This window comes from Pontibacter mangrovi (assembly GCF_006385705.1).
GTDB classification, from domain to species: Bacteria; Bacteroidota; Bacteroidia; order Cytophagales; family Hymenobacteraceae; genus Pontibacter; species Pontibacter mangrovi.
On record NZ_VFRQ01000004.1, the window covers coordinates 306942 to 329028 of the forward strand.

The following is a 22087-nucleotide window of genomic DNA, read 5'->3' on the forward strand; positions in this document are numbered from 1 at the left end:
GCAAAAAATCAGCGGAATAAGTTCGTTTTGGCTGTAGGAAGAGTTTTAAATAACAACGGCCGCTTCAGGGAAGCGGCCGTTGTCAGAGTGTTATCTTGTGCTGTACTTATTAGCGTTTTATCACTTTCGTTGATTCCTGCACGTTTTTGCCATGTATGCGCAGGATGTACATGCCGTTTGGCAGTTCCTGAAGAGGCAGGGTGATTTTGTTAAAGCCCGGTTTCAACAGAATGTTTACCTTGTATACTTGCCGACCATTTATATCGAAAAGGGCTGCTTCTGCATCAGCGGAGGTTGGGGCAAACACTTCCAGCCTCAGTTCCCGCACAAATGGGTTTGGCCATACCTTAAGCTGCTTTTCATGGCTGGTGTAGTTTCTATGGTTTACGGCTGCTGTACTGCTGTACTCGAACCCTCCGTCGAAGTCTACCTGCTTCAGACGGTAGTAAACAGTCCCTTGTGTCCACTCAGCGTCTGTGAAAGTATAGAATTGTGGAACAACGGTTGTTCCTGCACCGGCTACAGTGCCGATGGCACTGAAGTGCTTTCCGTCAGCACTTCGCTCCACTACAAACTCTTTGTTATTCTCCTCGGATGCTGTTTTCCATTGAAGCTGTACCTGCCGCTGATCTATGAATGCTCTGAAGTACAGTAACTCTACGGGTAGGGGTACTATCACCGGTGCATCTCCATAGATCCGAAGCGTAACAGTTGTAAAGGTTACTCCTGACAGCTGATCTCTCAGGTTTACGATTAGCCTATACGTTCCTTCTTCCAGGTCTCCAGGGGTTGCGATCGTAAACGCACCGGTCGTTGTGTTGAAAGCTACGCCCGGTGGTAAAACCCCTTGTGTTACACTTGCCGACACAATAGGCGCATCTGGGTCTGAGGCTGAGGCTAAAATGTCTCCTTGCCTGTACTCGTTTCTGTACTTCGGAACCGCTAGAGTATAGACCGCATCGCAGTTTACATTTATAGTTACCTGGTCGGTTGAAGTTGCTAACCCGCCGCCACAGGTGCTTTCTACTCTCCACTCCAGCACGTAGGTACCAGAGGTTAGCCCCTGAACCGTTGCGTTCTGGTTGTTTGGAGAGCTGAAGGTGACGTCAGTAGGGCCGCTAATCTTTACCCAGGTGCCAATTCCCGGCGACACATCGTTTGCCCGCAGGGCGTAGGAGCTGCCACAGGTGGTGACGTCAGGCCCTGCGTCGGCTTTTATAGGGTTATTGGTTACCTCCACCGTGGCTTGGTTCACCAGCGTCAGGGTGCCGCAGGCGTTGTTCGTAACCCTCGTGACAGTAGCGTAAAATACTTCGGAGCCTGCGAAGTTCAGTGCTCCCGTCTGCACGGAGCGAATACCTCCGTTACCTCTGAAAGTGCCTAGTAAAAGATCCGCTGAAAGATTATTTGTGGTGGTTGCCCTGCGGTACACCTTGTATTCATAGTCATCGTTTGGTTCGGTTGAGACGTAGATGCTGGTTGCTCCGCCAACGCATACTTTGCCAGTTTCCGGGGTTACAGCGCGGGTGGTAGAGGGACTCGTTACTGTAACGGTTACCTGAGAAGGCAATGTGGTGCTGCAGGCATCTGCAGTTCTTACCGTTATGAGTAGGGCGAAGGTTGTGTTCGTTGTAACTGATCCGGTAGCTAACAGGATAGCGCCTGTTGCCCCTTGTACTGGCGAGCCCACTGCCTGGCCTGTTGCCTCATTTACCAACTGGTAGTTATAGTTGGTGTTTGTGCCGCTCAGGGAGAAGGTAAGGCTCTGGTTGGCACAAGTGGTCTGGCTGACACTGGCAAAGCTTAAGCCCGTCGTTACAGGTTGTGGGCGCACGGTTATACTTACACTGTTAGCAGAAGTGGCGTCGCAGGCGGTGCCACTGATTTTTCTGGCCCTGTACGTGAGGGCAGCGGTTGTGTTGGCGTTTGTCAGGTTCGTTAAAGGCCCGGAGGTTAAAGTGATGGCGCCTCCGGTTCCTAATACGGAACTGCCGGACTCCGTTCCGTTCACTAGGAGCATATAAGAAACCCCGTACTCTGAGCCAGACAGCGTAACGCTGGTGGTGCTGCCACCGCAAATGGTAGTGGGGACAGCTGTAAGTGTGTAAGTGGCAATGGGAGCCCGGCAACTAACAATCACCGGGCTTGCCTTAGGACTTTCGCAGCCATCGGCCGGGGTGTATGTTGCCGAAACTGTGGCACCGGCAAATAGCTCTTGCGAAGAGATTCCGGTAACCGACCAGGTTCCGTCACTGCCTATCAAAGTAGTAGTGGGGAATGGAGTGCCTTCTATGTAAAGGGTTATTTTAGCATTTGCAGCGCCGGAAGGCCCGGTGCCGGATACGCTTGTTGCCCCTTCAGTAATTGGGCTGTTTATGGTTAACGTTGCTGTAGGTCCAGCCGCAGAGCTGACTGCATTGGAGTTAACGCTTCTGACCTTCCCGGTTGCCTTGGCTCTTGCCGTAATGGCGGTACCCGGAGCAATGCCGCCACCTGCCGCCTTTGTAAGGTCTGCAGACCAGGCACCTAAGCTGGTAACTGTGGCCGTGATCGGGGTACTTGTACCATTCTGTGTTATCAGCGTGCCGTCTCTTTGGCCTGCCGTTCCGCCTGTGTAAAATTGCAGTACTGTTCCGATAGCCTCAGTGGAGGTACCTGACAGTGTCGTAACCAGCCCGCATTTTAGTGGGTTAATGGTCGGGGCCGCAGTGGTTTCCTGCACCGTCAAAAAATTAGACCGGCTCGAGGGAACACTGCAGGTAGTCTGCCCGCCACCTGTAAGTGTCCACACCGTTCTCACGTTCAGCATATCGCCTGCCTTAAGTGCGGGTGAGAGGTCAGCCGGTATGGCAATAGACCAGGTAGTAGAAGTAGTATTGATGGTGGCTCTGATGCTTTGCTCCACCGCATTAATGTAAAGGGTTACATACCCTGTTGTTCCGGATGCTATTCCAGAAGGAGCATTACCAAGGGTACCTGAAAGTGACGTAAGGGAGGTTGGCACCTCAGCCCAGGTAGAGGAAGTGGAGCTGTTCTATGTTATGCCATTGTAGGCCACGTTGGTGATGGTTACTTGTTGATTATTGAGATGAGGGGTACCATTTCTAAAGCATACATGGTTAGACTCTAAAGACTCGCAACCGATCACATTTCCGGAGGCATCCAGAGGGGTTACTGTGGCATAATGGTTAAATTCCCCTACACTATACAAGGGGCTCGTCCAGGTGCTGCCAGTTGAGGAAGTTACAGAATTATAGGTAAAAGCCCCTAATGGCTGGTTTGTAGCATTATAAACTGTTATTCTCTGGTTGCCGGAGTAAGATGTCGTGCCGATGAAACTTCTGTTCTGGTTTCCGCTCCCTCCCATACCGGTGATAACGGGTGGAGGCGTAGTAGTGCAAACACCACTCGTTACAGTAACCGTGTTGGATGATGGAGATACAGATTTTCCTGAGGCTGTTACCGTGGCTGTTATGGTATTACCGGCCGCCAGGAGAGTGCTTGATATTCCTGTTAGTTTCCAAGTGCCATTAGCGGCCACGGTAGGGCAGGCCGGTTGCCCTGCGTCGCCACAGATGGATATTCCGTTTCTATAGACAGCAACAACTGATCCCGCAGCCTCTGTGGAAGTACCGGAAATGGATGTGCTATTAGCAGGCACAGGTTCGTTCACAACAGGTGCGGTGGCTGCTATCATTGGGAATCCGGATGTCTGCAACGTGCTTAGGCTGGTAGCCGGAAAGGCACCGAGCAGGGCACGCCATGCTGCGGGGGCATCATAGTTGTAAGCCTGAAAATTGACGCCGCCCACATCTGAAACAGTTCCTGTAAGCCCACTCTGCGCGCTCGTAATGGTAATGCCACTCATGCGCAGGGGAGTTGCTGCCGTGATGCCGCCGTTGAATGCCGACAGCGGCACGTAAAAGTCATAGAAGTAGTCTGTGTTGCCCCCGCTGGTGGAGGCGGCCACCGCCCGTTGGGAATACTGGTCTGTGGAACCCGTAAAAATGGTGCTGCTTCCTGTGGGGCTGTGCTTCAATACCTGTACGGCAAAGTTAGCAGCCAGCAGTACTTCGTACTCGAATCCGGGATTATTGCCGGTCCCGTCAAACTTCTGATCAGAATCTATCAGCACGCTATACCCCTTTGGTGCTGTTGAGGAGCTTCCCAGCCTAATCCTGAACAGCAGGTTGGTGCCGTCGAAGTAAGAGGAGACAGGAGATCCGGTAGACGGAGAGGTAAGTGGAGTGGAAGGGGGAGCCAGGTCCGTATGCCCTCCGGCTGTCCCGGTGTTCAGGTCCCCCAGCGGTTCGGTGGTAAGTGCAGGAAAAGGCCGGTAGGGTACTTCACTACTTGAAGCCCCTTCATCGGCCTTTGTAGTGAACCCAGTGGCTTTTACGGATACATACCCATCCCCGTTAGGATCCAGTACTTTGGCTCCGCTTGTGCTGGCAGGCCTGTAAATTAATCCAGGTGTCTGGGCAGCGGATGGTAAGGAAAATGCCGTGATAAATTAAAGCAGAAGTGTTACACTAAGGTAAAAGTTTACTCTCATAAAGTTAATCGGTTGCCAGCCCCTGATCGTGTTTTTTTAGAGATGGTTGTTAGGACGCGAAGGTGCTGATGTTAGTATTATAATACAAATAGAAAAATTATGCGTTATCATAGTTAAAACCTATAATAGTAAGTAGGTATAAATGTGGTGACGGCGCGGCACCTTTTAGATGCTATTTGAACTGTGAAGAGTAAGCTTGTAGCACTGTAATAGAATGGTTCTATTAAGTACTGGTGTGTCTATAGTATAGCATAAAGAAGTTCTTAAAAGAGCATAAAATATTGTTTTCTACTCTTTTAAGAACGACTGGTTAAGCTTTTTTAGCTGGCTATATTGTACTGAAATGAAGGAATAAGAGTTACTAAAATTGCACCAATTTCCTGAGGCAAGCTGCATGGACAAATAACAGGGCAGCAGAAGAAAGAGGGAGCTTTACTTTCCGGTGATGCCCACCACCACACTTGCCGCATTGCCGCCAAAGCCCGCCGCATTCACCATGATCCTTTTTATACTTTGCGGCATCTGCTGCTCGAGCAGGTTAGGGTAGGGAGTGAAGGTATACTGCTGTTGCTGCAGCACATGCAGTGCGTACTCCAGGCTAAGTGCCCCGGAGGCTCCCAGTGTATGGCCGATGAGCCATTTATTGGTAGTGATTGCCGGAATACCATCTTTAAAAACAGCCTCAATGGCAGTCAGCTCCGCCTTGTCGCCGGCGCGGGTGCCGGGGGTGTGGGTGATGATTAGGTCTACCTGGCGGTCGTGCTCTGGCAACTGCGCCAGGGCCTGGCGCATGGACTTCTGGAAGTTGATACCTTCTGCCGAGATGCCTGTTTTGCTTACGAGTTTCTCAAAGCCCAGCCCAACGGCTTCTATAACCGGAGTGCCTTTTTTAGGATTTTGTACCTGCTCCAGGGCAAACACGGCGGCTCCCTCGCCTAAGGTAAAGGTGTTCTGCTTTTCAGCCGCGTACGGCTGGCAAGGGTAAGGGTGATCGGAAAGTTTAGAGTAAATGCCCACGGCTTTCATCTGGGCAATGGTGAAATCAGTTAAAGGCGCCTCGGTGCCTCCGGCCAGAAAACGCTTGGCCATACCTGCCTTGAGCCAGGCCACGCCGTTGGCAACCGCCATCAAAGCTGTGCTGCAGGTAATGGAGTGACTAATCTGTCCGCCTCCGGCATTTACAGCGTGTGCTACCCAACTCGAAAGATTACCCAGAGTGGTGGTAGGGGAGGCGCTGGAAGAGAGCGTCTCTTGCTGGAACGCCTCAAAATGCTGCTCAAAAAGCCCCGTGGCCCCGCGCGAGGAGCCAATGTTCACTGCCAGGGCATCATCCACAGAAACACCTTCTTTTAACCATCCCGCCTGCTCCGCTGCCTGCTTTGCTGCGTAAACGGCCATCAGGACAGAACGGTCTAGCTGCTTGTAGTTTGGGTTAGCTTGCAGAAGTTGCTGCAATTTTTGCTCGGCCTCTGCCGGTAAGGCAGCAACAGGAGTAGGTTGCCCCTGATGAAGTATGGATGCAAAGGCTGGCTTGCCTGCAGCGTAGGCGCGGGCTATACTTTCAGCATCAAATCCTAAAGGCGAAATAGTGCCGTAGCCACGGATAACAATATGTTTCTTCTCCTCTCTCAAACCGGCTGCAAAGGTAGGTACGAAGTATGAAATCTGGAACGGTGGCGGGACAATAGTTTGCCGCTGCCCTGTAGCCAGCAAGACGCTCACAGGTCTTCAAGACACTGTGAGGTCTGGTAAAGCTGGTTAATCGTGCAGCATATCCCGGTCGGGGCGCGGGTGGTGGCGCTTGCCCGACACGATTTCCTGCATGCCAATGATGGTTTGGTACACTTGGTCTAACTGCTTGTCTGTGATGCAGTAAGGCGGTATGACATAGATAATGTTGCCGAGCGGACGAAGTATAACACCGTTGTCTATCCCATAACTGTACAATGTATCCCGCAGATCGCTGAAGTAGGAGGTGCCACCGTCTTCGAACTCTACCGCAAGAATGGTTCCCTGCTGACGAACCTCCAGCACCTGCGGCAGGTCTTTTATACGTTGGGCAAATTCCGCGTGCCGCTGCGCGATGCGGTTTATACTTTCCTGTGTTTCCGTCTGCAGCAACAGGTCCATACTGGCCAGGCCGGCGGCGCAGGCAACAGGGTTGCCTGTGTAGCTATGGCCATGGAAAAGCGTCTTGCTCTTATCGTCGTGCAGGAAGGCCTCATAGATTTTCTCGTTACAGGAGGTGGCGCCCAAAGCCATCGTGCCGCCCGTAAGTCCTTTAGACAAACAAACCATGTCTGGCTTTTGCTGCAGGTAATCGGTGGCGAAGTGGCGGCCGGTGCGGCCAAAACCCGTCATCACCTCATCAGCAATGGTAAGGATGTCATGCTGCTGGCAAATCAGCATCAGCCTATCCAGCACTTCGGGAGTATACATCACCATGCCGGCAGTGCCCAGCACCAGCGGCTCATAGATAAAGGCAGCCACATCACCGGCAGCGGCAAAAGCCTCCAGTTGTTTTATACTTTCCTCCTTGTTGCCTGGCGTGGGCACATCTATAAAAGCCACCTCGAACAAGTATGACCAGAACGGCGCGGTAAAGGCACTGCGCGCGCTCACCGACATCGCCCCGAAGGTATCGCCGTGGTAGCTGTCGCGGAAGGCGATGATCTTCTTTTTAGTCGTGCCATGGTTGTTCCAGTACTGAATGGCCATTTTAAGGGCCACTTCCACGGCGGTAGAGCCGTTATCTGAATAGAAAATGCGGCTCTGGCCCTGCGGCAGGATCTGCAGGAGGCGCTCGGCAAAGGTAACGGCGGCCGGATGCGTGAAGCCGGCGAAAATGACGTGCTCCAGCGTCTGCAGCTGCTCCGCCACCTTTTGGGCGATGTAAGGGTGCGCGTGCCCGTGCAGGTTTACCCACCAGGAGGCCACAGCATCTATATAGGTCTGACCATCCTCCGAAAACAAAAGCGCCCCCTCGCCCCGAACAATCGGAATAGGAAGCGCCGCGGTTTTCATTTGGGTATAAGGATGCCAGATAACGTTTTGGTCACGTTCGGCTAAATTCATACTTAAATGTGTGCGTTGGAGCACGTTTAGTTTCGTAGAGTTTCTGCTATAGGCGACAACTATAAGTATCCTTCAAATGTTTTCGCGTACTCGGCCACCGTATCCTTGCAGAAATCGGCTTCCTGGCGGATGGACGGCAGGCGGCGCAGCCCGGTATACTTCACAATGAAATCTTCTGAGGTAGCATTCTCCTCCCCGTTAAAGATAATGCCAGCCACAGGGATTTTGCGGTAGCGCAGCACTTCGGCGGTAAGCAAGGTATGGTTTATACTTCCGAGGTAATTTCGGGACACAAGTATAACCTCCAGGCCCAGTTGCTGCACCAGGTCCAGCACCAGGTAACGCTTGTTCAGGGGCACCATCAAACCGCCGGCTCCCTCCACAATCAGGTTGTTTTGGGTATCGGGCAGCTTCATGCCTTTCACATCGATCTCCACGCCCTCGGCAGCGGCAGCCTTGTGCGGCGACGCAGCCATTTTGAGGCGGTAGGCCTCCGGGTGGAAAACCGAGCGCTCATTAGAAACCAGACTCTTTACAGTGTCTGTGTCGGTGAAGTCCAGGCCGCCTGCTTGCACAGGTTTCCAGTAGTCGGCCTGCAGGGCTTCGGTAAGTATGGCAGCGGCAACTGTCTTGCCCACGTCCGTACCGATTCCTGTTACAAAATATTGTTTCATGTACCTTTGGCTATGGCCTGCACGAGGCCCTCAATTTCTTCTTCTGTATTAAAAGCATGCACGATCACACGGAGCCGTTCCGTACCCTGGGGCACAGTGGGCGGCAGCACGGGGCGCACGTCAAAACCATCTTTTTGCAGCGCAACCGCCAGCGCCTTGAGCTGCTGTGGCTGTTGCAGGAAAACAGAAAGTATAACACTGCCTTCCGGGGTGCAGCTGATGCCGCTTATGTTGTTTAGTTTCCGGTACAATAGCTGCGCCAGCCGCTTTACTTTTTCCCGTTCCTGATTAAGCTCGGGCAGTAAAGTATAGGCGCACTTCAGGGCCACCAGCGCATGCGTCGGCAACCCGGTTGTATAGATAAAGGCGCGACTGTAGTTGATGAGGAACTCGCGGAGCACCTGCGGGCCCACCACGGCAGCCCCGTGCAAACCCATGGCCTTGCCATAGGTCAGTACGCGGGCAAACACCTCCTGCTCCAGCCCCAGGGCCGAGACAAGTCCTTCGCCTTTCTCACCATAGAGGCCCACGGCATGTGCCTCATCCACAATAAGCGCCGCTTGGTGCGCGTTACAAACGTGTGCCAGTTCCCGCAAGGGAGCCTGGTCACCATCCATCGAGTATACCGACTCCACCAGTACGTATACCTGGCCGGTAGTTTTTTCCAGCTTCTGCCGCAGATCCTCCACGCTGTTATGGCGGAAGGCGTAGCTTTTGGCAAAGCTCAGGCGCAGGCCGTCTTTCATGGAGGCATGGCTGGCCTCGTCGTACAACACGGTGTCGCCGCGCTGGGGCAGAGCCGACAATAAACCCATGTTGGCCGAGTAGCCGGAGTTGAAAAGCAACGCCGCCTCCGCGTGGTGGTAGCGCGTAATCATTCCCTCCAACTCCTCAAACAGCGGGTGGTTTCCTGATAAAAGTCGGGAGCCGGTCGCGCCCAATGGCAAATGCTTATACTTTTCCTCCTCCTTGTGGATAAGCGCCCGCAGTTTCTCTGAGCGAGCAAGGCCGAGGTAATCGTTGGAGCAAAAGTCTGTAAGGCCGGAGGTGGTTTTCAGTGCCCGCAAGTTGCCCTGCGCCGCCCGCTCCGCCAGCTTCTGCTGTAGTTTATTTAAGATATTAGACATTAGATTTTAGACTAAATCAATCAGGAGTACAGATGTTAAAGAAAAAGTCTAACATCTAATATCTAGCATCTAGTGTCGTCTAGCCAACCACTGGTTGTCCTTCTTCTTTAAATGATTTTCTAGGGTTCAGGCCCAGTAGCTCGAACATGGCTTTGTCCGCGTCGAAATCTGGGTTAGGCGTTGTGAGCAGTTTCTCACCTGTAAAGATGGAGTTGGCGCCGGCCAAAAAGCATAGTGCCTGCTCCGTCACGCTCATGCGCTCGCGGCCGGCCGACAAACGTACCATCGACTTCGGCATCAGGATTCGGGCCGTGGCGATCATGCGCACCATCTCCCACACCGACACCAGCGGCTGGTGCTCCAGCGGCGTGCCTTTTACCGGCACCAGCGCGTTTACCGGCACCGACTCCGGGTGCTGCACCATGGTAGACAAAGTATGCAGCATCTTGATGCGGTCCTCGTCTGTCTCCCCTAAACCGATGATGCCACCTGAACATACCGAAATACCTGCCTTGCGCACGTTGTCGATCGTGTCCAGACGGTCATCATAAGTACGAGTGGTGATGATGCTGGCGTAATTATCTTCTGAGGTATCCAGGTTGTGGTTGTAAGCATACAGTCCGGCCTCTTTCAGCTTCTCGGCCTGGTACTCGTTCACCATGCCCAGGGTGCAGCATACTTCCAGGCCCATCTCGTTCACGCCTTTCACCATGTCCAGCACCTTGTCGAAGTCGCGGTTGTCGCGCACCTCGCGCCATGCCGCGCCCATGCAGAAACGGGTAGAGCCGCCTTCTTTGGCACGCTGCGCCGCCGTCAGTACCTGCTCCTGGCTCAGCAGTTTGTGCACATCCACATCGGTGTGGTAACGTGCCGCCTGCGGGCAATACGAGCAATCCTCCGGACAACCGCCTGTTTTTACAGATAATAGCGTACACACCTGCACCTCGCCGGTGGCCTGGTACTGCTTGTGCACATTGGCCGCCTCTACAATCAGTTCCAGTACTGGCTTGTTGTAAATCGCCTCTATTTCCTCCAGACTCCAGTCGTTGCGGAGAGCTGTGTTTTGTCCGTTCTGCGTCATGGTCTTCGTGTTTAGGGTTACGAAGGTAATTTGAAGATTTAGGAATTAAAAATCAAAAGTATGGGCAGTTTTGGTGGATAAATAGTTAAGTTGTTCAGCTAGTGCGGGTTTTCTGTGGATAAATTACTTTGTTGATTTGTTGAGAAAATTTGTTTAGCGGGCCGGCTGTGGAAAACAAAAAGCCCCTGCCGGTGGGCAGGGGCGGAGGGAGGTATAAAACTGAGTTGGGAAAGTTGTCGCCTTAACTTTTCAGCCTCCTTCTTCTATAAACCCTGAATGCGATTAGAAGTGCAACGCCAATAAGTATAAACGGCCAGACATTGACAATCGCGACAAAGAACCAGACCAGGTTATTCCATCCGTTTCTAAAACCATTCGAGAAGTTGTAGTTGAATTCAGTCTGATAGGGTACACTCTTGTAAAAAGTTATGGTCAGGGTAGAGTATGAAACCTGGTTCTGAAGGTAATTCAGGCGCCCTTCCATAGATTCAATGTCTGAACGCAACTCTCCGAGCTGTTTTTCAATTTCAAGCATCTCGGTTACATTTTTGGCCTGTTTCAATAAGTCCAAGAATCTGTTTTCAAGTTCTTTTTTGGTTTTTAGCCGCGCCTGAACGTCTAGGAACTCGGTAGTGACGTCAATAACTTTGATCTCTTTGCTGTCGAACCGCTTTACTCCTTTAGTCGCGTCTTGCAGGAAACTATCAAAGCTGTCTGCCGGCACCCGGGCAATAACAGTATTACTCTCCCGCTCCGGAGAGTTGAATTCCTGGTCAGAGGAGATGTAGCCTTTATACTTCTCAACAGCCTTTATTATAGTTTGCCGTGTAGCGTTCAGGTCATCTGTTTCGAATTCAATACTGCCCTCCTTGATTAGCTTTCTTTCAGTTGTTTCGCCACCTCTTTCAGTACTTCTTTCGGGTGGGGGTGGAGCAAGCTGCATTTCCATCCTTTCTACACCTGCAGTATCTATTTGCTCTTTGCAGCCGCACGCTGTAATCAGAAGTATAAACCATGCATACTTTACCAGATCTTTCATTTTGTATAAGTTAGGGCTGCAGCGGGTGAGCCAAGTGTTACAACTATATTTTTACCTGATTCACAGTTTAGTTAATATATTATACTATAAATATAGAAAAACCTATCAAAACAAAAAGAGCACCCATGTCCAGGTGCTCTTCCAATGCGGATTCATACCTTATACTTTACTCCTCCTCAGCCTCCTCCAGGTGCACCAGGTAGCGGGTCAGCTTGTCCCACTGCAGCTCCTGAAAGATGGCCCAGCCGCCTTCGGCCACAAAGGTGTTCAGCACGGCACGGTCGCCGGCCTCTTCGCCCTGGTTGTTAATGCCCTCGTTTTTGCCGATCTCATACCCGTGGAGGGTGTTGCCCTCGCGCGTAACCCGAAACGTACTGCTGGCCTCTTTTATGAAGAAATGCTTGACCGCTGCCTCGCCCTCTCCTAACGCTTTCGGTTTCTCGCTGGGGTGCACCACAAACTCTGCCAGGTTCTCTTCCTCGCGCAGGTCGGTAATCTGCACCCAGTTCTCGATGGTAGAGGCTGGCAGCACTATTTTGAGGTAATACCCGATTTCGGGCCTAAGGGCCGTGGTGCGGTGGCCGCGGTTGTCGTAAAGCTCAAACGTGGAGTTAACGCCGGAAAGCTTCGTCCAGGCGTTCACGTTAAAAAGCTTTTCCTTAGAGCGGCCAAAGGCGGCAATGGCTTCCTGATCAGTGGGGTAGCTGTTTTCGTTCTGATAAACCTTATCCTTCAGTTCTTCCCCCTGCAGCACCTTGGCCTCTTTCTTTATCTCTTCCTTCGCCTTATTAAATATATCCTTTATCGACATAGCTTCTTCCTCCTTAGTTTAGTAACGTTGTCCTGAAGGCGTACGCTGCTAGCCTTCGGATGTTAGTGGTATACGTGCTATTCTGCCTGTTTTGTCATAATTTATCTTTTAAGGTACGTGCTATATGAAAAATTGCCAAAGGTGGCGCAACTAGCTGATGAATAAAGAAATGAACAGTCTGGTAACAACGGGTAAATGCATGTGTAGAGTCTAAGGCAAAAGTGAGAGGTAAGATAGAACTATCTTTATTTATACTTTGTGCCGATGCGTTGGTGGCACCTACAAACAAAAACTGCTGGATTTTTGAACAGATTTTAGCATATTGGAGCATCTTGACTGCAAAAGGATCCGCAATGGAGTTTTCAATACCGAGGCAAATGAGCCAGCGCTGGTGCTTGCTTTTGTTGCCGCTGCTTTGGGTTTTTGGGGCTCAGGCCGAAACTGCCCCAAAACTTGGCTTCCCTTACATCCAGAACTACACCAAACAACAGTACCAGGCCGGAAACCAGAACTGGTCTATAGCCCGTGGCGCAGACGGCGTGATGTACTACGGCAACTCCAGTGGCCTGCTGGCCTACGACGGCAGCAGCTGGCAGCTGCACCGTTTGCCGAATAAGCAGATCGTAAGGGCGGTGGCCACCGATGGCAAAGGGCGCGTGTATGTGGGCGGCTTCGAGGAAATGGGCTACTGGCGTTATGATGACGAAGGCCGTTTCCGGTATACCTCCCTGATAGGGCTGGTGCCGGAGGAGCAGCGGCCTAAAGAAGAAATATGGAAAATCTATACTGACAAGGACCAGGTATACTTTCAGTCGTTTGGCAGCATCTACCGCCTGCAAAATGGGAAAGTGGATGTGATAAAGGCCAAGCAGCCTTACCTGTTTCTGCACAAAGCCGGCAAGCGCTTTTTTGCAGAGGTGCTGTCAGAGGGGCTATATGAGCTGAAAGCCGACAGTTTATACTTTATAAAAGGCAGCAAAGCGCTGGGGAGCTCCGGCGTACTGGCCATGCTGCCGTTTGGGCAGGAGAGCTATCTGATTGGCACGGCTAAAGACGGGCTGTTCCTCTACGACGGCCATACTTTTAGCCCCTGGCAAAACGAAGCTAACGGCTTTCTTAGAAAATACCAGCTGAACAACGGGGTGAGTTTGCCTGGCGGTAACTATGCTTTTGGCACTATATTAAATGGAGTGGTGGTGCTGAACCGGCAGGGAGAGTTGGTGCACCAGTTAAACAAAAGCAGCGGCCTCCAGAACAACACCGTGCTAAACTTATACCCCGACGCGGCCCATAACCTGTGGGTGGGGCTGGATAACGGCATCGACCGGGTAGAGCTAAACTCTCCGCTATACTTCTACTTCGACAAAACTGGCAGCTTCGGCACGGTGTACAGCAGTATCATACATGGCGGCAAAATTTACCTGGGTACCAACCAGGGGTTATACTATAGTAATTGGGAGGCGGATAACACGAATGCCGCTCAGCGACTGGACTTCCGTATGATCCCAAACTCTCAGGGGCAGGTGTGGGAGCTGTCGCTGCAGGACGGCGAGCTGCTTTGCGGGCACAACGAGGGCACCTTTCGGGTAGAGGGGAGCGAGCTTGTGAAAATATCTGATGTGAAAGGCGGCTGGATGATCAAAAAGCTGTCCTCCCACCCGACAGCGCTGATGCAGGGCACCTACAACGGCCTGGTGATCTACCGCAAAGATAAGCAGGGGCATTGGGCCTACTCTCATACCGTGCAAGGCTTTGGGGAGGCTAGCAAAAACGTGGAGCAGGACCAGGCCGGCTATATTTGGGTAAGTCACCCGTACAAAGGGCTGTATCGCCTGCGCCTAAGCCCAGACCTGCAAAAAGTGGAGGCCATGAAAAGCTTTAACGCCAGCAACGGCCTCTCAAGTATGTATAAAGTAAGCATCTCCAGGCTGTTCAACCGCTTGCTTTTTTCCACGGGTACGGGGTTTTACAGGTACAGCGAGCTCAGCGACAGGTTTATGCCCTACAAGGAGCTGAACAGCAGAATTGGGTCACTGGCTACGGCCAATCGTATTCTGCCTGCCTCGGGCAGTACCTATTGGTTTGTTAACAGTGGCAAAATATCGCTGGTGGACCTGGAAAACCCGAAACAGCCGCAGGTGTATGCCAACCAGTTCAGCATATTGGATGGGCGCATGGTGCAGGGGTATGAGTGCATCAGCCGGATCAGCGACACAAACTACCTGATCAGCATAGACGATGGCTTTGTGATTTACAACACCGGCAACGTGCCCGAGCAGCGAACGCCGCTCCCGAAGGTGCTGGTCAGGAGAGTAGAGAATGCAGAAACGCCGCAGCAGCTGCAGGAGGTCGCCCACCGCAACAAACGTTTACAGGTACCATTTGCACAGAACAGTATGCGCTTCTCGTTTGCGTTGCCATATTTCAGGCATGCGCAGGTGGAGTATCAGTATAAATTAGAAGGATATACCGGAGATTGGTCGGCCTGGAGTGCCGCCACCCAAAAAGAGTTTACCAACCTGGGCCCCGGAACATACAGCTTTAAGGTGCGGGCGCGGCTAAACGGCAAAGACCAAACAGACGTGTCGGAATACATGTTTGAGGTGCTGCCGCCGTGGTATGCCACCTGGTGGGCTTATACTATGTATGCTTTGCTGGCGATGGCGTTGCTGTGGCTGGCCCGTAACCTATACTTCCGGAAACTGCAACGCGACCAGCTGCGCATCCAGCGGAAGCTGGAGCAGGAAAAGCAGGAGCATTTGCGGCAGGAGGCGCTGCAGCACGAGCAAAAGCTGGTGAAGCTGCGCAACGAGCAACTGAAGGCAGAGCTGTCGAGCAAGAGCAGAGAGCTGGCCAGCACAGCGCTCAACATCGTCAACAAAAACGAAATGCTCCAGAGCATCGGCCATGAGCTGAACAAGCTGCAGGATGCCGATGGTAACAGGCTGCCGGAGAAACAGCTTCGGAAAATACAAAACATTATCAGCGATGGCATGACCTCCCGAAACGACTGGGAGCTGTTTGAGAAGAGCTTTAACGAGACCAACGCCAACTACTTTAAGAAGCTGAAGGAGGGCTACCCGGAGCTAACACCAAACGACCTGAAGCTTTGCGCCTACCTGCGCATGAATATGTCGAGCAAAGAGATCGCCTCGCTGCTGAACATAACGGTACGCGGGGTGGAGTTGCGCCGTTACCGGCTGCGCAAAAAGCTGAACATGGACCCTGAAAAGAGCCTGGTGGAGTTCGTTATGGAGATGTAACACTACATCATTACCACATCATTACCACTCATGCCGCCTGAAATAAGCTTCAGGCGGCATTTTTTATGGCCTCAACCCATCGTTAACACATGCTCACCGTATACAAAGAGGTACATCCGTAGCTGGCTATATGTGTGCTTTTTACAAGGTAAGTACTCACTATGGCTTGCTTGGGTGAGGTTTTGTAGTAGTGCCGTTTTTGGTAAGCGATCATGTAATCCAGAATTTTATAATCACAACCTATCCTAAACATTTAACCTTACGACAGATCGTATGAATAAAATCTTTTTACTCTTCATCATGTGCCTGCTGACAGTACACGGTGCCCTGGCTCAGAATACAATTTCTGTGCAAGGCAAAGTGACGGACGCTTCCACCGGACAACCGCTGATTGGCGCGGGTGTGGTGGTGCAGGGAACCAGCACCGGCACCCAAACCGACGTGAATGGTAGTTATACTATCAACGCACCGGCAGATGGCACTCTGGTTGTTAGCTACCTGGGCTACACAGACAAGCAGGTGCCGGTAAACAATCAGACAACAGTAGATGTACAGCTGGAGTCGGATGCGGAAGCACTGCAGGAAGTGGTAGTAACCGGCTACGGCACCCAGGAAAAGCGTGACGTGACCGGCTCCATTGCTTCCGTTAAGAGCGAGGAACTGGTAAAACAGGCTTCCCAAAACCCGGTAAGCTCCCTGCAAGGCAAAGTGGCCGGCGTAACAATCACTAACTCGGGCGCACCCGGTGCCTCCCCGCAAATACGAATCCGTGGTGCAGGTTCTGCCGTTGGAGGCACTGACCCGCTTTATGTGGTAGATGGTACCTTTGTTGATGATCTCAGCTTCCTGAACCCGGCAGACATTGAGTCCATAGAGATTCTGAAAGACGCTTCGAGTGCGGCTATCTACGGTATTCGTGCGGCAAACGGCGTGGTGTTGGTAACAACCAAAAGAGGCCGTTCTGGAGAGGCAACAGTAAATTACAACGGCTTTGTGGGCGTGCAGCGGGTAACTAACCAGCTTGAAATGGCCAATGCACAGGAGTATACCACACTTGTAAATGAGAAGCTGCTGCTGGAGAACCCGGACGCAACCCTTATCCCAACTGGCTTGCCAAGCACTGATTGGTATGACCAGGTGCTGCGCACGGCCATGATCCACAACCACCAGATATCGGCCACCGGTGGCACAGATAACATTACCTACAGCCTAAGCGCAGGCTACCTGAACCAGGAAGGCATTGTGGAGGGCAACGAGTATGAGCGTATCACGGCACGTCTGCAAACGGATGTAAAGGTGAGTGAGCACGTAAAAGTGGGCTACAACGGTATTTTCTATAATTACAAGTCGGAAGATGTTCCGGGCGATATTTTTTACCAGGCTTATGTGGCACCGCCTATCATTCCGGTGTTCAAGGCCAATGGCAACTACGGCGACCCGGTAGACTACCCGGTAGGAAACTTCGCCAACCCACAAGCCTCGCTGGACTGGTTTAACCAAAAGTCTAACGGGCAGCGCCTGACAGGCAACGTGTTTGGCGAGGTGAATTTCCTCAATGACTTCACGTTCCGTACCAGCCTGGGCCTTGATTACGGCATCAACGAATACCGCAACTATGTATCGCAGGACTCGCTGACCACGGTGCAGCGATCGCCAGTAAGCCGACTGACCAAGCAGCGCTCTAAATCAACCCTGTGGCTTTGGGAGAACACCGTAACGTATGATAAAACCTTCGGCGACCATGACCTGACGGTGCTGTTGGGTACTTCTGCACAGGAGAAAAAAAGGAATTCCCTTGCCGGGTCCGTAAACGATGTGGATTATAACTCTGAAGCAGATTTATACTTAGATCTGGGTGACCTGGAGACATACAACATTTCCGAAGACGGTGATAGGGGTACTGTTGCTTCCTATTTCGGAAGAGTAAACTATGACTACCTGGACCGTTACCTGCTAACAGCCACCCTTCGTTACGATGCCTCTTCTAACTTCCCGCGCGGCGAAAGATGGGAATACTTCCCGTCCGTGGGTCTTGGCTGGCGTGTAACCGAGGAAAGCTTTATGCAGAACCAGAGCATCTTCGATAACCTGAAGCTGCGTGCCAGCTGGGGCAGGTTAGGCAACGATCAGATTCCAAGGAACATTTATAGATCGCAGGTGAACAGACCAGATAGGTTTGCTGCATTTTATGGTGGTGTGCCATATTCTGGAGCAAGCTATACTGCAACACCAGCTTATACCTTGTTTTGGGAAATAGTGGAAGAGGTTGACCTTGGAGCAGAAATGGGTTTCCTGAATAACAGGCTTACTGTAGAGGCCGACTGGTATAATAAGCAGACGAAAGACGCTATTTTTAGCCTTACACCACTAGGGTTTTTAGGTTTATCAGGTTCATTACAAGGTAACTATGCCTCTTTCCGCAACAGAGGCCTGGAATTTATCGCCAACTGGACTGATGACGTGTCGGACAATTTTAGCTACAATATTGGCTTTAACCTGTCCAGAAACACGAACGAAGTAACTGATATTGAATCCGAGAATGCAGCCTTGTATAACGGTAACCTGCCGTTAGGCGGTTATCAGATCAGTATTACTCGTGTGGGTGACCCGATCGGATCGTTCTATGGATACGAAGTGGCAGGGATTTTCCAGACCGAGCAGGAGATTGAGGGTTCTCCGCAGCCGGCTGCCAAGCCAGGCGACTTCCGCTACAGAGACCTGAACGGCGACGGTGTAATCACCGATCTTGACAAGACCATCATCGGCAATCCAAACCCGGGCTTTATCTATGGTATCAACACCGGCTTTACTTTCGGTAACTTCGACTTTAAGCTTGATATTCAGGGCGTGGCGGATGTGGACATCTATAATGGCAACCGCAACGTGCGCTACGGCAACGAGAACTACGACAAAGACTTCTTCGACAACCGCTGGAACGGGCCGGGCACATCCAACTCATACCCGTCCGCTAAGCTAACAGGCAGAAACCTGGACCCAAGCGACTATTACGTAGAGAGCGGCGCCTATGTCAGAATCAGAAACCTGCAGTTAGGCTACAACTTGCCTGAAAGCGTAGTAAACACGCTGAAGATGCGCAACCTGCGTGTGTATGTAAACGCACAGAACCCGGTTACCTGGTTCAATTATAACGGCTTCTCGCCAGAGGTAGGCGGTCCTCCAGTCAGCCAGGGCATCGATAGAAACGTGTACCCGCTGTCGGCTACCTATAACTTTGGTGTTAACGCTACTTTCTAAAAACAGGAACAGAACCCATGAAAAATATACTTTATAACGTTAAGCGAAACTCGTTTATACTTATCAGCGCGCTGGCCATAGGGGGCTTGGCTTCCTGCTCAGAAGACTTTTTGGATGTAGAGCCGGAAGGAGTGGGCGTTGGAGAGGATTTCTTTAGGACGCCGGCGCATGCCAGGCTGGCCATCAATGCCGTTTACGGCAACATGCGGGAGTGGAATGTCATTGCTTTTGCACACTTGGCTATTACTACCATCACTTCTGATAACGCCGCCAAAGGAAGCGTGCCTGGCGACGCGGGCTTTCTGGATGAGTATGACAACATTACCTATACGGCCACAGAAGGAACTCTGAATGGCTACTGGAACGGCCAGTATCAGGGCATTAACCTCACCAACCAAGTGCTGAGCAACGTGCCTGACATTGACATGGACGCGAACGAGAAAGCGCGCATACTGGCAGAGGCCAAGTTCTTCCGGGCCTATTACTACTTCAACCTGGTGCGCACGTTTGGTGGCGTTCCGATACGCTTGTCTGTGCCGGCTCCCGGAGAGCAAGAAGACCCGGCTACCCTGAACGTGCCGCGTGCCAGCAAAGAGGAAGTATACGCCCAGATTGTGGAGGACCTGTCAGAGTCGGCTGAAGTATTGCCTGCCACGTATGATGCTGCCAACCAAGGGCGGGTAACGAAAGGTGCCGCGCTAGGCATGCTGGCCAAAGTACAGCTGTACCAGAAAAACTGGCAGCAGGTAATAGACCTGGCAAACCAGGTGCAGGGCCTGGGCTATGACCTGGTAGAAGATTACCGTAGCAACTTCCGTATTGCCGGAGAGCATAACGTTGAGTCTATCTTTGAGATTGAAGCGTTGACCGTTCCGGGCACTTGTGGCGCCTCAAACATACAGTGGGCGGAAGTGCAGGGCGTTCGCGGCCAGTTTGGCTGGGGCTTTGTAGAGCCGACCCAGGACCTGGTAGATGCTTTTGAGGAAGGGGATGAGCGCTTGGAGGCTACTATCCTTTTCCGGGGAGAGACAACGCCGGAAGGCGATGTGATAAACGCAGATGCCCCTAACCCAAGGTATAACGAAAAAGCCTATGTACCGAGCTACGTTACCCAGGACTGTGGCTATGGCCGCGACCAGAACGTGCGCATACTGCGTTTTGCCGAGGTGCTGCTCATGCGCGCCGAGGCTGAGAACGAACTGGGCATGACCGACCAGGCGCTGGAAGACCTGAACCGCGTGCGCACCCGTGCCGGATTGGATCCGATTGAGTCGGCTACCCAGGAGGAACTGCGCCAGATTATCTGGCATGAGCGCCGCGTAGAGCTGGCCCTGGAGAACGGTGACCGTTTCTTCGACCTGGTGCGCCAGGGCAGAGCCGCCGAGGTGCTGCAGGCGCAGGGCAAGCAGTTTAAGGAAGGTGTGAATGAGGTATTCCCTATTCCGCAGCAGCAGATTATTCTGAGCGGCGGCACGCTTACCCAAAACCCCGGCTATTAATCATTAAACAGTAAGTATGGAGCCGCAATAACCTGCGGTTCCATACTTTTTTCTTTTCAATAAAACCCCACCCTTGCCACAAAGGATGATAAACAAACCACTTTGGCATGGTTGCCTGCTACTGCTTTGCCTGCTGCTCGCGTGCACCGACGACAAAGTGGAGCGGCCTGACCCGGCACCAGAACCTGAGGAAGAACCAGCCTACACGGCAGCCGATAACAAGGCCCTGCTCGACAAAGTGCAGCAGGAAACCTTTCGCTACTTCTGGGACTTTGCCCATCCGGCCAGCGCCATGGTCCGGGAGCGCAGCAGCTCCGGCGACGTGGTAACCACAGGCGGCACCGGCTTCGGTGTGCAGGCCATACTTGTAGGCGTGCACCGCGGCTGGATTACCCGCGACCAAGCTGTAGAACGACTAAACAAACTTACAGACTTTCTTGCCACGGCAGACCGCTATCATGGAGTGTGGCCGCACTGGCTAAACGGCAACACCGGCGCCACCATCCCCTTTAGCCCGAAAGACAACGGCGGCGACCTGGTAGAGACTTCTTTTCTGATGAACGGCCTGCTGACGGCACGGGCATACTTTAACGGCGCCGGCCCGGAAGCAGAACTGAGAGACAAAATAACGCAGCTTTGGGAAACCGTGGAGTGGGACTGGTATGCCTCGCGCGGCGACGGCAAACTGTACTGGCACTGGAGCCCCGATTACGGTTGGGAGATGAACATGCCTATCCGCGGCTGGAACGAAGCTTTGATCACCTACGTGATGGCAGCCGCCTCGCCAACGCACCCTATCGCATCGGAAGTATACCAGAACACCTGGGTGAGCGCCAACTTTGGGCAGGCGCAGAACTACGGCGGCTACACATTAAAGATGGGCCCCGCTTACGGTGGTCCGCTGTTCTTTGCGCATTACTCCTTCCTGAGCCTCGACCCACGGCAGCTGGAGGACAGCTACACCAACTATTGGCAGCAAAACCTGAACCACACGATGGTAAACCGCTCCTACAGCCTGAGTACCGCACCCCAAAACTATGGCTACTCCGAAAGCTACTGGGGCCTTACCGCCTCCGACGACCCGGATGGCTACGCAGCGCACTCTCCTGCCAACGACAACGGCACGGTAGCGCCCACGGCGGCGCTGGGCTCATTCCCCTACACGCCGTACTACAGCATGCAGGTGCTGCGCAACATGTACAAAGGCCTTGGCGGAAGTATGGTAGGGGAGTATGGCCTGAAGGATGCGCATAACAAAGCCCGTAACTGGACCGCTACAGATCACCTGGCCATTGATCAGGGACCGATTGTTGCCATGATCGAGAATTACCGCAGCGGCCTGTTGTGGGGACTGTTTACCAATTTGCCGGAGGTGCAGGCTGGGCTGGCAAAGCTGGGCTTCCGGGAGCCGGTGTATGAGACAGGTTTCCCGTTTGTGCTGCCCGACATCAGAACCAGCCAGGCAGACCTGCTGCGCCACCCGGACCAGGACAACTACTTGATAGAGGTAGCCACCAAAGAAGCAGGAACTTATACTTTAAAACTGCTGCAGGACGACGGTACGGAAGTAAAAACCATCTGGAACAACGAAAGCAAGAGTGCAGGTCTGGAGCAGGTGGCGCTGGGGCAGGAACTGGAGCCGGGCAAGTATAAACTCATGCTTGGTTCGGGCACTACAACCAAAGAGCTCATACTTTTCCTGCACTAG

The 22087-nt window shown here is 52.5% G+C and carries 13 protein-coding genes; 4 read left to right on the forward strand and 9 right to left on the reverse strand.

Annotation, left to right across the window (positions count from 1 at the left end; genetic code table 11):
• Window positions 1-109 precede the first annotated feature (109 nt).
• The 9 genes from FJM65_RS09680 to FJM65_RS09720 all read right to left on the reverse strand — a co-directional run bounded on the left by FJM65_RS09680 (window position 110) and on the right by FJM65_RS09720 (window position 12362).
• The gene (locus FJM65_RS09680) at window positions 110-2905 is read right to left on the reverse strand and encodes a T9SS type A sorting domain-containing protein (RefSeq protein ID WP_140621301.1); all 2796 of its coding nucleotides are present in this window, start codon (window positions 2903-2905) and stop codon (window positions 110-112) included.
• A 129-nt stretch (window positions 2906-3034) separates the two neighbouring features.
• Window positions 3035-4135 (reverse strand): hypothetical protein, encoded by a 1101-nt coding sequence (locus FJM65_RS09685; protein WP_140621302.1) that lies wholly within the window; start codon window positions 4133-4135, stop codon window positions 3035-3037.
• A gap of 852 nt (window positions 4136-4987) precedes the next feature.
• A complete protein-coding gene (locus tag FJM65_RS09690) occupies window positions 4988-6277 on the reverse strand; it encodes a beta-ketoacyl synthase N-terminal-like domain-containing protein (RefSeq protein WP_239022902.1) in 1290 nt (429 codons plus the stop codon).
• A 36-nt stretch (window positions 6278-6313) separates the two neighbouring features.
• Window positions 6314-7630 (reverse strand): adenosylmethionine--8-amino-7-oxononanoate transaminase, encoded by a 1317-nt coding sequence (gene bioA / locus FJM65_RS09695; RefSeq protein ID WP_140621303.1) that lies wholly within the window; start codon window positions 7628-7630, stop codon window positions 6314-6316.
• Window positions 7631-7689: 59 nt separating this feature from the next.
• Window positions 7690-8304: a dethiobiotin synthase gene (bioD, locus tag FJM65_RS09700; protein WP_140621304.1), complete on the reverse strand. Its 615-nt coding sequence runs from the start codon at window positions 8302-8304 to the stop codon at window positions 7690-7692.
• Complete coding sequence (locus FJM65_RS09705; RefSeq protein WP_140621305.1) at window positions 8301-9431, reverse strand: aminotransferase class I/II-fold pyridoxal phosphate-dependent enzyme; 1131 nt, start codon at window positions 9429-9431, stop codon at window positions 8301-8303. The genes bioD and FJM65_RS09705 overlap by 4 nt, the downstream gene beginning before the upstream one ends.
• Before the next feature lie 79 nt (window positions 9432-9510).
• Window positions 9511-10512 (reverse strand): biotin synthase BioB, encoded by a 1002-nt coding sequence (gene bioB, locus FJM65_RS09710; protein WP_140621306.1) that lies wholly within the window; start codon window positions 10510-10512, stop codon window positions 9511-9513.
• 241 nt (window positions 10513-10753) lie between these two features.
• A complete protein-coding gene (locus FJM65_RS09715) occupies window positions 10754-11551 on the reverse strand; it encodes a DUF4349 domain-containing protein (RefSeq protein WP_140621307.1) in 798 nt (265 codons plus the stop codon).
• Between the two features lie 166 nt (window positions 11552-11717).
• On the reverse strand, window positions 11718-12362 hold the full coding sequence (locus FJM65_RS09720) for a hypothetical protein (protein ID WP_140621308.1): 645 nt from the start codon (window positions 12360-12362) through the stop codon (window positions 11718-11720).
• Window positions 12363-12715: 353 nt separating this feature from the next.
• Between FJM65_RS09720 and FJM65_RS09725 the strand changes: the two genes are divergently transcribed.
• From FJM65_RS09725 to FJM65_RS09740, 4 genes are all read left to right on the forward strand, one after another.
• Entirely contained in the window at window positions 12716-15625 is a 2910-nt protein-coding gene (locus FJM65_RS09725; RefSeq protein WP_219855966.1) for a ligand-binding sensor domain-containing protein, read from the forward strand.
• Window positions 15626-15898: 273 nt separating this feature from the next.
• Window positions 15899-18880, forward strand: coding sequence for a SusC/RagA family TonB-linked outer membrane protein (locus tag FJM65_RS09730; protein ID WP_140621309.1), 2982 nt, complete (start codon window positions 15899-15901; stop codon window positions 18878-18880).
• 17 nt (window positions 18881-18897) lie between these two features.
• Window positions 18898-20379: a RagB/SusD family nutrient uptake outer membrane protein gene (locus FJM65_RS09735; RefSeq protein ID WP_140621310.1), complete on the forward strand. Its 1482-nt coding sequence runs from the start codon at window positions 18898-18900 to the stop codon at window positions 20377-20379.
• 85 nt (window positions 20380-20464) lie between these two features.
• Window positions 20465-22087 carry a glucoamylase family protein gene (locus tag FJM65_RS09740; RefSeq protein ID WP_140621311.1) on the forward strand — a complete coding sequence of 541 codons (1623 nt, stop codon included), beginning with the start codon at window positions 20465-20467 and terminating at the stop codon, window positions 22085-22087.

Coding starts and splice junctions, on each gene's coding strand:
- bioD (WP_140621304.1), bottom strand. CDS start 8,304: ATGAAACAATATTTTGTAACAGGAATCGGTACGGACGTGGGCAAGACA.
- FJM65_RS09720 (WP_140621308.1), bottom strand. CDS start 12,362: ATGTCGATAAAGGATATATTTAATAAGGCGAAGGAAGAGATAAAGAAA.
- FJM65_RS09730 (WP_140621309.1), top strand. CDS start 15,899: ATGAATAAAATCTTTTTACTCTTCATCATGTGCCTGCTGACAGTACAC.
- FJM65_RS09705 (WP_140621305.1), bottom strand. CDS start 9,431: ATGTCTAATATCTTAAATAAACTACAGCAGAAGCTGGCGGAGCGGGCG.
- bioA (WP_140621303.1), bottom strand. CDS start 7,630: ATGAATTTAGCCGAACGTGACCAAAACGTTATCTGGCATCCTTATACC.
- FJM65_RS09725 (WP_219855966.1), top strand. CDS start 12,716: ATGGAGTTTTCAATACCGAGGCAAATGAGCCAGCGCTGGTGCTTGCTT.
- bioB (WP_140621306.1), bottom strand. CDS start 10,512: ATGACGCAGAACGGACAAAACACAGCTCTCCGCAACGACTGGAGTCTG.
- FJM65_RS09735 (WP_140621310.1), top strand. CDS start 18,898: ATGAAAAATATACTTTATAACGTTAAGCGAAACTCGTTTATACTTATC.
- FJM65_RS09740 (WP_140621311.1), top strand. CDS start 20,465: ATGATAAACAAACCACTTTGGCATGGTTGCCTGCTACTGCTTTGCCTG.
- FJM65_RS09715 (WP_140621307.1), bottom strand. CDS start 11,551: ATGAAAGATCTGGTAAAGTATGCATGGTTTATACTTCTGATTACAGCG.